The sequence below is a fragment of the Streptomyces sp. NBC_01264 genome, from assembly GCF_026340675.1.
Classification (GTDB): domain Bacteria; phylum Actinomycetota; class Actinomycetes; order Streptomycetales; family Streptomycetaceae; genus Streptomyces.
This window is the reverse complement of sequence record NZ_JAPEOX010000002.1, coordinates 1,745,788-1,758,370: the sequence shown is the minus strand read 5'-3', so window position 1 is coordinate 1,758,370 and position 12,583 is coordinate 1,745,788. Positions and strand designations below refer to the sequence as shown.

The window sequence follows — 12,583 nt, the reverse complement described above, 5'->3', positions numbered from 1 at the left end:
AGTGGCGATTGAATCCTTCACCGGTAACGCGAACCCGTACGGAGGCGGCGACCCGTACGCGGACTACCGCAGCGCGGACTTCCCGTTCACCCAGTACGCGAACCTCGCCGCCCGTGAGCTCGGCGCCGGTGTCATCGAGGCCAACGACGAGTTCTTCGCCCAGCGCGAGAACCTGCTGATCTCCGAGGCCGCGCACTTCGACCCCGAGGACTTCGGCCACAAGGGCAAGGTCATGGACGGCTGGGAGACCCGCCGCCGCCGCGGCATCTCCGCCACCCAGCCCTGGCCGACCCCCGAGGACCACGACTGGGCGCTCGTCCGCCTGGGCGCCCCCGGCGTCATCCGCGGCATCGTCGTCGACACCGCCCACTTCCGCGGCAACATGCCGCAGGCCGTCTCCGTGGAGGCCACCAACTGGGAAGGCGCCCTCGCGCCGACCCCGGCGGAGCTCCAGGGCGACGACATCAAGTGGACGACCATCGTCGCCCGCACCCCCGTCGGCGGCCACGCGGCCAACGGTTTCGAGATCGACTCCGAGCAGCGCTTCACGCACCTGCGCGTCAACCAGCACCCCGACGGCGGCATCGCCCGCCTGCGCGTCTACGGCGAGGTCGTTCCCGACCCCAAGTGGCTCGCGGCGCTCGGCTCCTTCGACGTGGTGGCCCTGGAGAACGGCGGCTCCGTTCAGGACGCCTCCAACCGCTTCTACTCCCCGCCGACCAACACCATCAACCCGGGCCGCTCCCGCAAGATGGACGACGGCTGGGAGACCGCCCGTCGCCGTGACAACGGCAACGACTGGATCCGCTACCAGCTCGTCGCCGAGTCCGAGATCCGCGCCGTCGAGATCGACACCGCGTACCTCAAGGGCAACTCGGCCGGCTGGGCCTCGCTGTCCATCAAGACGGGCGAGGAGGGCGAGTGGACCGAGTTCCTGCCGCGCACCCGCCTGCAGCCCGACACCAACCACCGCTTCGTGCTCGACGCCCCGGCGGTCGGCACGCACGTGCGCATCGACATCTTCCCGGACGGCGGCTTCTCCCGCCTGCGCCTCTTCGGTGCGCTGACGGAGGCCGGCACCGCCGCGCACACCGCCCGCCACCAGGAGCTGGGCGGCTGACGCCACCCTCGTGACCGCCCCGGGGGCCGACACCCCCGGGGCATGCGCGAACACCCCGCAGGGGCGCACCGTTTCGACGGCGCGCCCCTGCGGGGTTCGTGCCTGTGGGGTGCCGGCGCCCCAGGGACTGCGGGTCCGAGGGGCTTGGGTCCCAAGAGCTTCGGGCCCCAAGAGCCTTGTGGGCATGCGTACTTGCACCCCCGCGGGCCGTGCCGACCGCCGGGCCCGCTAGCCTGCCGCTACAGCGGACGGCGATCACGCAGGGGGCCACGATGACGCAGAGCACGCCACGCACGACGGAGCAGCGGCGCAAGGACGCGCTGGCCCGGTTCGCGAGCGATGTCGACGTGTGGGTCGCCACCGCCGACGCCGAGGGCGTCGCCTGCCTCGTACCCCTGTCGTTCCGGTGGGACGGCGAGGGCTTCCTGGTGTCCACCGGGCGCAACCTGCCCACCGGGCGCAACCTCGCGGCGAGCGGCCGGGTGCGGCTGGCGTTCGGCGCGACCCGCGACGTGGTCCTCGTGGGGGGCACCGTGACCAAGCTGGAGGCGGCGGAGCTCGCGCCCGGCGAGATCGAGGCCTTCGCGGCGCACGCCGGCTTCGACCCGAGCAGCCTCAAGACGCCCTACCCGTACTTCCGGATCACGCCCGTGTGGATCCAGGCCTGGCGCGAGGCCGACGAGATCGCCGGCCGCGACCTGATGAAGGACGGCCACTGGCTGGCCTGACGGCCCCGGCCGCCCTGACGGCCTGGGACCGCCTACGCCGCGTGGCCGCCGTCCACCGAGAACTCCGCGCCCGTGACGTAAGCGGAGTCCGGGCCCGCGAGGAAGGACACCATGGCGGCCACCTCCTCCGGAGCGGCGAAGCGGCCCAGGGCCGTCATGGCCGACTGCGCGGCGGCGTAGGGGCCGTCCGCCGGGTTCATGTCGGTGTCGACCGGGCCCGGGTGGACCAGGTTGGCGGTGATCCCGCGGGCGCCGAGCTCCCGCGCGAGCGCCTTGGTCAGGCCCGTCAGTGCCGCCTTGCTCATCGCGTACAGGGTGCCGCCCGGCCCCGGCACCCGCTGGGTCATGCAGCTGCCGACGGTGATGATCCGCCCGCCCCGGCCCATCCGGCCGGCCGCGGCCCGGGAGGCCAGGAACGTGCCCCGGACGTTGACCGCGAGGACCCGGTCCACGTCCGCGGGGGTGAGCCCCTCCAGCGGTCCGAGCACGCCCACCCCGGCGTTGTTCACCAGGACGTCGAGCCGGCCCAGGCCCCGTACCGCCTCCTCCACCGCCCCGGAGGCCGCCTCCGCGTCCCCCGCGTCGGCGCGCAGGGCCAGGCCGCGCCGGCCGAGCGCCTCGATCTTGCCGACGACGGCCCGTGCGGCCTCCGCGTCGTCGACGTAGGTCAGGGCCACGTCGGCCCCGTCCCGCGCCAGGCGCAGCGCGGTCGCCGCGCCGATCCCCCTGCTGCCACCGGTCACCAGGGCCACCGCATTGCCGTTCATGGTGTTTCCTCCCGCTCGTTTGGTTGCGAGTTCAATGAAATCGCCCGGAGGGCAACGGCGCTGGCGGGAAACGGACATCGCGTTCGAGCGCGCCGGAACGATGAGTTCCGGGCGGCCCGGGAGTCTGAACCCGTGACAGCGGACGTACCGGAGCCAAGGAGCGCAGTGCCATGGGAAAGCTGACCCTCACCACCTTCCTGACCCTCGACGGCGTGATGCAGGCCCCGGGGGGCCCGGAGGAGGACTCCAGCGGCGGGTTCGCGTACGGCGGCTGGCTCGTGCCCTTCGCCGACGAGGGCATGGGGGAGTTCATCACCGAGGTCTTCGACCGCGCCGGCGCCTTCCTCCTCGGGCGCCGGACCTACGAGATCTTCGCCTCGTACTGGCCGCAGCACGACGACCCCGCCGACCCGGTCGCGAGCAGGCTGAACCGGCTGCCCAAGTACGTGGCTTCGACCACGCTCAAGGAGCCCGCCTGGGGCCCCGCCGCCGCGATCGACGGGGAGCAGCTGCAGAGCGAGGTCGTACGGATCAAGGACGCGACCGAGGGGGAGGTGCAGGTGCACGGCAGCGGCGCGCTGGCGCAGTGGCTGCTGGCGCGGGACCTGGTGGACGAGCTGAACCTGCTGGTCTTCCCCGTGTTCCTGGGCGGCGGGCGCCGGTTGTTCCCGACGGGCGGGCTGCCGACGGCCTACGAGCTGACGGGCTCCCGCACCACCTCGGCCGGTACGGCCATCCACAGCTACCGGCCGAAGGGGCGCGCCGCGTTCGGCACCTTCGAGTGACACCGGGCCCCGGCCCGTCCGCACCGACCCGCGGGCCGAGCCCCGGAGCGGTCCGGCCGGGGTCCGGCCGGGGTCCGGCCGGGGATCAAAGGGCTCGACCGGCCGATCATGCTCGGGTAACTTGGGCCCTTCCCCCGTGCGAGCCGCCGAAGTCTCCACCTGCCTTCTGCCGTTGGAGAACCGGTGTCCACCATCGCCGCGCCCGTACCCGTACCCGTCGCCCCCCGCAGGGCCTGGCTCGCCGACCTGCCGGTCCTGCTGGTCGCCGTCGTCTGGGGCGGCAGCTACCTCGCAGCCAAGGGCGTCACCACCACCCACACCGTGATCGCGGTGCTCGTCCTGCGCTTCGCGCTGGTCCTGCCCGTCCTCGCCGTCGCCGGCCGGCGAAAGCTGCGCGCGCTGACCCCCGCCCAACTGCGCGGCGCCGGGGTGCTGGGGCTCGTACTCGGCGGGATCTTCCTGCTGGAGACCTACGGGGTCGTCCACACCTCCGCCACCAACGCCGGGCTCATCATCAGCCTGACCATGATCTTCACCCCGCTCGCCGAGTCGGCGGTCCGGCGCCAGGCCCCCTCGCCCGCCTTCCTCGGCGCCGCGGCCGTCTCCGTCTGCGGAGTCGTGCTCCTCACCCAGGGGGCGGGCTTCAGTACCCCCAGCCTCGGCGACCTCCTCATCCTCGGCGCCGCGCTCGCGCGGACGGCGCACGTCCTGCTCATGGCGCGGATCAAGGCCGTGCAGGAAGCCGACTCGCTCTCCCTGACCACCGTCCAGCTCGGGACCGCGGTCGCCGTGTTCGCCGTACTGGCCCTGATGCCCGGCACCGGCGCGAGCCCCTGGGCGGCCGCCGCCGACTTCGGCCCGGCCGAGTGGGCCGGACTCGTCTTCCTCTCCGTCTTCTGTACCCTGTTCGCCTTCTTCGTGCAGATGTGGGCCGTCCGCCGCACCTCGCCCTCCCGGGTCAGCCTGCTGCTCGGCACCGAACCCCTGTGGGCCGCCGCGGCGGGCATCGCGCTGGGCGGCGAGCGGCTCGGCGCGGCCGGTTTCGCCGGGGTCGCGCTGGTGCTCGCGGGCACCGCCTGGGGGCGTCGCGCGGCTGGCTGAACGAATGGCCGAAAGCCGCTCGGGGAGGATCAACTCCCGGTCTAGGGTGGCGACATGCCGGTTCTGGACCTCAGTTCGATCGCCGAAGACTTCAACGAGAACCCGTACCCCCACTACGCGCGACTGCGTGCGCAGGGACCCGTCCACCGGGTGAAGGCGGCGGACGGGCAGGGGGCCTGGCTGATCGTCGGTCACCAGGAGGCCCGCCAGGCCCTCACCCACCCCGCGGTGTCCAAGAACTGGCTGACCTCCGGGCTCTACACCGACCGGGAGCGGACCGAGGCCAGCGCCAACATGATGCGCGCCGACCCGCCCGACCACACCCGGCTGCGCCGGCTGGTCTCCCGCTCCTTCGCCCCGGGCCGGATCGAGGGGCTGCGCCCGCGCATCCAGGAGATCGTCGACGGACTGCTCGACGCGATGGAGGAGCTTCCCGGGCGCCGCGCCGACCTGATCGAGGCCTTCGCCCAGCCGCTGCCGATGACCGTGATCTGCGAGCTCCTCGGGGTCCCGGAGGCCGACCGCGGCGCCTTCCACGGCTGGATCACCGAGATGGTCTCGCCCACCGGGGTCGCGTCGGAGAACGCGGCCGTGCGCGCCATGACCGCCTACACGGCCGAGCTCGTCGACGCCAGGATCGCCGACCCGGGGCAGGACCTGCTCAGCGACTGGGTGACCAGCCGGGGGGACGGTGGAGACCGGCTCTCGCGGCGGGAGCTGGTCGCCATGGCCGTCCTGATGATGGTCGGCGGGCACGAGACCACCGTGCACCTGGTCTCGAACGGGATACGGGCGCTCCTGGCCCACCCCGGCGAGCTCGCCGCCCTGCGCGCCGATCCCGGCGGGCTGATCGACGGCGCCGTCGAGGAGATCCTGCGCTACGACGGCCCGGTCGAGACGGCCACCTTCCGCTTCGCCGGCAAGGATCTGGAGATCGGCGGCACCTTCATCGAGGCGGGCTCCGCCATCCTGGTCTGCCTCGCCGCGGCGGACCGGGACCCCGCCCGCTTCGAGCGCCCCGACACCTTCGACATCCGCCGCCCCGGCCGCGGCGGGCACATCGCCTTCGGCCACGGCATCCACCACTGCGTCGCCGCCCCGCTCGGCCGGCTGGAGGGCCGCATCGCGATCCGGTCCCTCGTGGAGCGCTTCCCGGACCTCCGGGAGGAGCCGGCCGTTCTCGAATGGGCGCCCGGGACCCTGGTCCGGGGGACGACCCGCCACCCGGTGTCCTGGTAGCCGGCGTGCACCGGACGGGCGGGAGCGGCGGGCCGCGAAGGCGGGACGCCCCGGGGACCGGCTCGCGGGCCTCAGAGGTCGGGGAGCTCCTCCAGGGCCACCCGGCGCCGCTCCCGCCGCGAGAGCTCGCAGGCCTCCGCCACCCGGAACGCGGCGAGCGCCTCGACGCCGTCGCACGGATTGGGTCCTTCGCCCCGCACCAGGCGGACGAAGGCCGCCAGCTCGGCCTCGTAGGCGGGAGCGAAGCGTTCCAGGAACCCCGGCCACGGCTTGGTGGCCGGAGGCGGGCCCTGCGGTTCGGTCGAGGCGATCGGCGTACGGTCGTCCAGCCCCGTGGAGACCTGGTCCAGCTCCCCGGCCAGCTCCATCCGTACGTCGTACCCGGCGCCATTGCACCGCGTACCGGTACTGGAGACCAGCGTCCCGTCGTCCAGGGAGAGGACGGCGGCGACGGTATCGACGTCGCCGGCCTCCCGGAACCGCGCCGGTCCCGCGTCCGACCCGGTCGCGTACACCTCGCGCACCTCGTGCCCGGTCACCCAGCGGACCATGTCGAAGTCGTGCACCAGGCAGTCCCGGAACAGCCCGCCCGAGGTCCGCAGGTACTCGGCGCTCGGCGGCGAGGGGTCCGCGGTCGTGGTCCGCACGGTGTGCAGCCGGCCCAGGGCCCCGGAGCGGACCAGCGCGCGCGCCGTCGTGTAGCCCGCGTCGAAGCGGCGCATGAACCCGAGCTGGAGCACCCCGCCGACCGCCGCCACCTCGCGCAGCACCGCCAGGGTGCGCTCCAGGTCCGGGGCGACCGGCTTCTCGCAGAACACCGGCAGCCCGCCGCGGACGGCCCGTACGACCAGGTCCGCGTGCCCCTCGGTGGAGCAGGAGACCACCAGCGCGTCCACGCCCCAGGTGAAGATCTGCTCGACGGTGGGCGCGGCGGTGCCCCCGAGCCGGTCGGCGAGGCGCACCGCCCGCGCGGGGTCGGCGTCGGCGAGCAGCAGCGATCCCGCGTCCGCCTGCCGGGCCAGTGCCGCCGCGTGGAAGGAACCGATCCGGCCCGTTCCGATGAGCCCGATGCGCATGCACTCAACGTGGCCCCGTCCGGGGGAGCTGTCAATCTGTCCCGCTGTGTCCGGCACGGTCCGCAATGGCCCCGATGACCTTGCATGGTGCACTGTGACGGATACTGGGCGGCTGCGGCTTGAAACATATGACCGTTTCGGCGACCGGCTACCGCGGCGGGACAGCGCTCGCGGGCCGGCCCGACAGGCGAAAGGCACGGGCAGACGTGGCTAGGGTTCGGACAGGGGTACGCCTCGTGGGCGCGGTGCTCGCGGCGGTACTGGGTGCCTCCCTCGTGGGCTGCAGCAGTACGGGCGGCAAGCGCGCCGAGGACCGCGCGAAGGCCGAGGCGGCGGGCCGGCCCGCCGTTTCCACCCCGCGCTGGACCTTCGCGATGGTCACCCACGCGGGAGACGGCGACACCTTCTGGGACATCGTGCAGAAGGGGGCCAAGGAGGCCGCGGCGAAGGACAACATCAACTTCGTCTACGCCCACGACGACCAGGCGCAGCAGCAGGCCCAGTTCGTCCAGAACGCCATCGACCAGGAGGTCGACGGGCTGATCGTCTCCCTCGCCAAGCCCGAGGCCCTCAAGGACGTCCTGGCCAAGGCCACCAAGGCCGGCATCCCGGTGATCACGGTCAACTCCGGATCGGCCCAGTCCGCCGAGTACGGGGCGCTCACCCACATCGGCCAGGACGAGGTCATCGCCGGCGAGGCGGTCGGCACCGAGCTGGGCAAGCGCGGCCGCAAGAAGGCCGTCTGCGTCCTGCACGAGCAGGGCAACGTGGGCCACGAGCAGCGCTGCGCCGGAGCGAAGAAGACCTTCGCCGAGTCCGGCGGGACCATGGAGAACCTGTACGTCGAGGGCACCAACATGCCGTCCGTCCAGGCGGCCCTCCAGGCCAAGCTCCAGGCCGACCCCTCCGTCGACGCGATCGTCACCCTCGGCGCGCCCTTCGCCCCCACGGCCGTCAAGGCCAAGGACGCGGCGGGCAGCAAGGCCGAGGTCGACACCTTCGACCTGAACGCCTCCGTGGCCCGCGACCTGAAGTCCGGCGCCCTCGGGTTCGCCGTCGACCAGCAGCCCTACCTCCAGGGATACGAGGCCGTGGACCTGCTCTGGCTCTACCGCTACAACGCCGACGTGCTCGGCGGTGGCCGGCCCGTGCTCACCGGACCCCAGATCGTCACCGGGGCCGAGGCGGCCACCCTGGAGAAGTTCATCAACCGGGGCAGCCGATGACCACCGTCACCAAGACCCCCGCTCCCGCCGCCGGCCCGCGCGACGAGAGGCTCGCGCCCACCTCGCTGCTGCGCCGCCTGCTCGGCCGGCCCGAGCTCGGCGCGGTGGTCGGCGCTGCCGCCGTCTTCGTCTTCTTCTCCTTCGCCGCCGACAGCTTCCTGCGGGCCTCCAGCCTGAGCACGATCCTGTACTCGGCCTCCACCATCGGCATCATGGCCGTCCCGGTGGCCCTGCTCATGATCGGCGGGGAGTTCGACCTGTCCGCCGGGGTCATGGTCACCTCGTCGGCGCTGCTCAGCTCGATGTTCAGCTACCAGATGACCGCCAACGTCTGGGTGGGCGTCCTCGTATCGCTGCTGGTCACCCTGGGGATCGGGTTCTTCAACGGGTTCATGCTGACCCGCACGAAACTGCCCAGCTTCATCATCACGCTCGGCACCTTCCTGATGCTGACCGGCCTGAACCTCGGCTTCACCAAGCTGATCAGCGGCTCGGTCTCCACCAAGACCATCGCCGACATGGAGGGCTTCCCCTCCGCCCGCGCGCTCTTCGCCTCGCAGTGGACCTTCGGCTCGGTCACCCTCAAGGTCACCATCCTGTGGTGGCTGGTCCTGGTCGCCGTGGCCACCTGGATCCTGCTGCGCACCCGCGCCGGCAACTGGATCTTCGCCGTCGGCGGCGGCGCGGACGCCGCCCGCGCGACCGGCGTACCCGTCGTGAAGACCCGTATCGGCCTGTACATGGGCGTCGCCCTGTGCGCCTGGATCTCCGGGCAGCACATCCTCTTCTCGTTCGACGTGGTCCAGTCGGGCGAGGGCGTCGGCAACGAGTTCCTCTACATCATCGCGGCCGTCATCGGCGGCTGTCTGATGACCGGCGGCTACGGCTCGGCCATCGGCTCCGCCGTGGGCGCCTTCATCTTCGGCATGACCAGCAACGGCATCGTGTACGCCCAGTGGAACCCGGACTGGTTCAAGTTCTTCCTCGGCGCGATGCTGCTCCTGGCCACGCTGCTCAACGCATGGGTCCGCAAGCGGGCGGAGGCGAAGTGATGACCGAGACCGCACCCGAGACCGGGACCGCACCCGCCCTGGTGAAGCTGACCGACGTCAGCAAGTACTACGGCAACATCCGCGCCCTCCAGGGCGTCTCCCTGGAGGTCTCCGCCGGCGAGATCACCTGCGTCCTCGGCGACAACGGCGCAGGCAAGTCCACCCTCATCAAGATCATCGCGGGGTTGCACCGGCACGACGCCGGCACCTTCGAGATCGAGGGCGAGGAGACCGTGCTCGCCAACCCGCGCGCCGCCCTCGACCACGGCATCGCCACCGTCTACCAGGACCTCGCCGTGGTCCCGCTCATGCCCGTCTGGCGCAACTTCTTCCTCGGCTCCGAGCCCACCAAGGGCCGCGGCCCCTTCCGCCGGCTCGACGTGGAGCTCATGCGCGAGACCACCCGCGCCGAGCTGCTGCGCATGGGCATCGACCTGCGGGACGTGGACCAGCCCATCGGCACCCTCTCCGGTGGCGAGCGGCAGTGCGTGGCCATCGCCCGCGCGGTCCACTTCGGCGCGAAGGTCCTGGTGCTCGACGAGCCCACCGCCGCCCTCGGCGTCAAGCAGTCCGGGGTGGTCCTCAAGTACGTGGCCGCGGCCCGTGACGCGGGTCTCGGCGTGGTCCTGATCACCCACAACCCGCACCACGCGTACCTGGTGGGGAACCGTTTCGTGCTGCTCAAGCGCGGCACCATGGCGGGCAGCCACACCCGCGAGTCGATCACCCTGGACGAGCTCACCCGGCAGATGGCGGGCGGCTCCGAGCTCGACGAACTGAGCCACGAACTGGAGCGGGTGGCAGAATCAGGATCCGACACCGCATCCGCCTCCCCGCCGGCCACTCCATCCGACCAGGCACCGGGCCCCACTCAGGGCCCCGCCGCACCCTGAGGGACGACACGACTCGATGAGCACGTACCGGGACTTCACGCTCGCCCACCGGGGGGCGGCGCGGGGCACCGTGCTGCGGACCATCGGGACCCGTGAGCGCAGGTCGCACCTGACCGCACCGCGCGTTCCGACCGTCGGCATCGACATCGGCGGCACCAAGGTGATGGCCGGGGTCGTCGACGCCGACGGGGTCATCCTGGAGAAGATCCGGACCGAGACCCCGGACAAGTCCAAGAGCCCCAAGGTGGTCGAGGACACCATCGTCGAGCTGGTCCTGGACCTCTCCGACCGGCACGACGTGCACGCGGTCGGCATCGGCGCCGCCGGCTGGGTCGACGCCGACCGCTCCCGCGTCCTGTTCGCCCCGCACCTGGCCTGGCGCGACGAACCGCTGCGCGACGCGCTCCAGTCCCGGCTCGCGGTCCCGGTCATGGTGGACAACGATGCCAACACCGCCGCCTGGGCCGAGTGGCGCTTCGGCGCCGGCCGGGGCGAGGACCACCTGGTCATGATCACCCTGGGCACCGGTATCGGCGGGGCCATCCTCGAAGGCGGCCAGGTCAAGCGCGGCCGCTACGGGGTCGCGGGCGAGTTCGGCCACATGCAGGTGGTCCCCGGGGGCCACCGTTGCCCCTGCGGCAACCGCGGCTGCTGGGAGCAGTACAGCTCCGGAAACGCCCTGGTCCGCGAGGCCCGCGAGCTGGCCGCCGCCGACTCCCCGGTCGCCCACAACCTCATCGCCCGGGTCGGCGGCAACGTCTCGGAGATCACCGGGCCGCTCATCACCGAGCTGGCCCGCGAGGGCGACGCCATGTGCGTCGAGCTCCTCCAGGACATCGGCCAGTGGCTCGGCGTGGGCATCGCCAACCTCGCCGCCGCCCTCGACCCCTCCTGCTTCGTCATCGGCGGCGGCGTCAGCGCCGCCGACGACCTGCTGATCGGCCCCGCCCGCGAGGCCTTCCGCCGCCACCTCACCGGCCGCGGCTACCGCCCCGAGGCCCGCATCGCCAAGGCCCAGCTCGGCCCCGAGGCCGGCATGGTCGGCGCCGCCGACCTCTCCCGGCTCGTCGCCCGCCGCTTCCGCCGCGCCACGCGCCGGCGCGTCGAGCGGTACGAGCGCTACGCGCAGTTCGGCCGGCGCGACACCACCACCGGCCCCGAGGACCAGGACCAGCAGTGACACCGCCTTCCCTGCCCCGCCAGGCCCCGTCGCCCGACGAGCGGTCCGGCGGGCCGATCCCCGCCGAGGACCGCAAGCACGTCGTGCGGCGCCGCTGGATCACGGCGATCATCATCCTGCTGCTGGTCGGCGTCCCGGCGGGCTACCTCGCCGTCTCCGCCCAGCAGAGCCGCCAGAGCGGTCGCGACAAGGCCTCCAAGGTGGGAGCCGCCAAGGTCCGCACCGGCTGGCCCTCCAAGGTCCAGCGCAGCATCTACGAGGTCCCGATCCCGGCGACGGCCTCGCGGGTCGGGTACCTGGAGACCAACAACTGGCACACCAGCCGGCTGTACGTCCAGTTCGGGCTCACCCCGGAGGAGCTCGACACCTTCCTGGCGGCCGTCGGCACCAGCCGCGAGGACCTGACCGACGGGGTGTCGATCTCCCCGAGCGACACCAGGATCGCCGGCTGGAACTGGGACGCGCAGGGCAGCTGGGCCGGGATCACCCTGGAGGGCCCGGACCGCCGGCCCACCCGTGACATCACCGTCGACCTCAGCCACCCCGGGTACCCCAAGGTCTACGTGGTCTCCAAGGCCGTGCCGTAGGCCTTCCGGCCGGCGCGGGTAGAGTGCCGCTCGGGGCGGGGCCGTAGCGCAGAGGTCGTCGCGCGCGGTCTCCAACATCGCGAGGACGCCGGTTCGAATCCGGTCGGCTCCGTCTTCCGGCGTCTTCTCGACGTGCCCCGGCGCCCGCGCGGCTAGCCTTGGGATCATGAAGCTCACCAAGCGGCTGCACTCCTGCGTCCAGCTGGAGAAGGACGGGCGCGTGCTCGTCATCGACCCGGGCGCCTTCAGCGAACCGGACGCCGGCCTCGGTGCCGACGTCCTGCTCGTCACCCACGAGCACCCCGACCACTTCGAGGAGGGCCGGCTGCGCGCCGCCCTCGACGCGAACCCGGCGGCGCAATTGTGGACCCTGCGCAGCGTCGCGGAGAAGCTCGCCCCCGCCTATCCGGACCGCGTCCACACCGTGGGCCACGGGGACGCCTTCACCGCGGCCGGATTCGAGGTCCAGGTGCACGGCGAGCTGCACGCCGTGATCCACCCGGACATCCCGCGGATCACCAATGTCGGCTACCTGGTGGACGGTTCCGTCTTCCATCCGGGGGACGCGCTGACCGTGCCCGCGGCCCCCGTCGAAACCCTCATGCTCCCGGTGCACGCGCCCTGGAACAAGATCGCCGAAGTGATCGACTACGTCCGCGAGGTCAAACCGCGCCAGACCCTCGCCATCCACGACGCCGGTCTGACCGACCTCGTGCTGCCGATCTACGCCAACCAGATCGGCAACCTCGGCGGCGCCGAGTACGGCCGGCTCACCCCGGGGCACGCGGCCGACCTGTGACTGCCGGTGCCGGGCGGTAGGTTGGACGGC

Annotated in this window: 13 protein-coding genes and 1 tRNA gene; 12 read left to right on the top strand and 2 right to left on the bottom strand. The window is 72.6% G+C overall.

Going from position 1 to position 12,583, the window contains the following annotated elements:
* Position 1 precedes the first annotated feature (1 nt).
* Together alc and OG435_RS40955 are read left to right on the top strand one after the other, a co-directional pair.
* Positions 2-1,120 carry an allantoicase gene (gene alc / locus OG435_RS40960; RefSeq protein WP_266885207.1) on the top strand — a complete coding sequence of 373 codons (1,119 nt, stop codon included), beginning with the start codon at positions 2-4 and terminating at the stop codon, positions 1,118-1,120.
* Positions 1,121-1,392: 272 nt separating this feature from the next.
* Positions 1,393-1,848 (top strand): pyridoxamine 5'-phosphate oxidase family protein, encoded by a 456-nt coding sequence (locus OG435_RS40955; protein ID WP_266885205.1) that lies wholly within the window; start codon positions 1,393-1,395, stop codon positions 1,846-1,848.
* A gap of 32 nt (positions 1,849-1,880) precedes the next feature.
* Here OG435_RS40955 and OG435_RS40950 read toward each other — a convergent pair whose 3' ends face one another.
* On the bottom strand, positions 1,881-2,615 hold the full coding sequence (locus tag OG435_RS40950; RefSeq protein WP_266885203.1) for an SDR family oxidoreductase: 735 nt from the start codon (positions 2,613-2,615) through the stop codon (positions 1,881-1,883).
* A gap of 170 nt (positions 2,616-2,785) precedes the next feature.
* On the opposite strand from OG435_RS40950, the gene OG435_RS40945 reads away from it, so the two are divergent.
* The 3 genes from OG435_RS40945 to OG435_RS40935 all read left to right on the top strand — a co-directional run bounded on the left by OG435_RS40945 (position 2,786) and on the right by OG435_RS40935 (position 5,740).
* Positions 2,786-3,400, top strand: coding sequence for a dihydrofolate reductase family protein (locus OG435_RS40945; RefSeq protein ID WP_266885201.1), 615 nt, complete (start codon positions 2,786-2,788; stop codon positions 3,398-3,400).
* 183 nt (positions 3,401-3,583) lie between these two features.
* A complete protein-coding gene (locus tag OG435_RS40940; RefSeq protein ID WP_266885199.1) occupies positions 3,584-4,501 on the top strand; it encodes a DMT family transporter in 918 nt (305 codons plus the stop codon).
* A gap of 54 nt (positions 4,502-4,555) precedes the next feature.
* Entirely contained in the window at positions 4,556-5,740 is a 1,185-nt protein-coding gene (locus OG435_RS40935) for a cytochrome P450 family protein (RefSeq protein ID WP_266885197.1), read from the top strand.
* Positions 5,741-5,811: 71 nt separating this feature from the next.
* On the opposite strand, the gene OG435_RS40930 is transcribed toward OG435_RS40935, so the two are convergent.
* Positions 5,812-6,816, bottom strand: a complete 1,005-nt coding sequence (locus tag OG435_RS40930; protein WP_266885195.1) for a Gfo/Idh/MocA family protein — start codon at positions 6,814-6,816, stop codon at positions 5,812-5,814.
* Between the two features lie 236 nt (positions 6,817-7,052).
* Between OG435_RS40930 and OG435_RS40925 the strand changes: the two genes are divergently transcribed.
* The 7 genes from OG435_RS40925 to OG435_RS40895 all read left to right on the top strand — a co-directional run bounded on the left by OG435_RS40925 (position 7,053) and on the right by OG435_RS40895 (position 12,553).
* Positions 7,053-8,042, top strand: coding sequence for a sugar ABC transporter substrate-binding protein (locus OG435_RS40925; protein WP_266885193.1), 990 nt, complete (start codon positions 7,053-7,055; stop codon positions 8,040-8,042).
* On the top strand, positions 8,039-9,094 hold the full coding sequence (locus tag OG435_RS40920) for an ABC transporter permease (RefSeq protein WP_266885191.1): 1,056 nt from the start codon (positions 8,039-8,041) through the stop codon (positions 9,092-9,094). Before OG435_RS40925 ends, OG435_RS40920 begins: the two co-directional genes overlap by 4 nt.
* Complete coding sequence (locus OG435_RS40915; protein ID WP_266885189.1) at positions 9,094-9,987, top strand: ATP-binding cassette domain-containing protein; 894 nt, start codon at positions 9,094-9,096, stop codon at positions 9,985-9,987. Before OG435_RS40920 ends, OG435_RS40915 begins: the two co-directional genes overlap by 1 nt.
* A gap of 16 nt (positions 9,988-10,003) precedes the next feature.
* Entirely contained in the window at positions 10,004-11,167 is a 1,164-nt protein-coding gene (locus OG435_RS40910; protein ID WP_266885187.1) for an ROK family glucokinase, read from the top strand.
* The gene (locus OG435_RS40905; RefSeq protein ID WP_266885185.1) at positions 11,164-11,754 is read left to right on the top strand and encodes a hypothetical protein; all 591 of its coding nucleotides are present in this window, start codon (positions 11,164-11,166) and stop codon (positions 11,752-11,754) included. Before OG435_RS40910 ends, OG435_RS40905 begins: the two co-directional genes overlap by 4 nt.
* Before the next feature lie 37 nt (positions 11,755-11,791).
* Positions 11,792-11,866 (top strand) — tRNA-Trp (locus OG435_RS40900).
* Positions 11,867-11,920: 54 nt separating this feature from the next.
* On the top strand, positions 11,921-12,553 hold the full coding sequence (locus tag OG435_RS40895) for an MBL fold metallo-hydrolase (protein ID WP_266885183.1): 633 nt from the start codon (positions 11,921-11,923) through the stop codon (positions 12,551-12,553).
* The last annotated feature ends 30 nt before the right edge of the window (positions 12,554-12,583 follow it).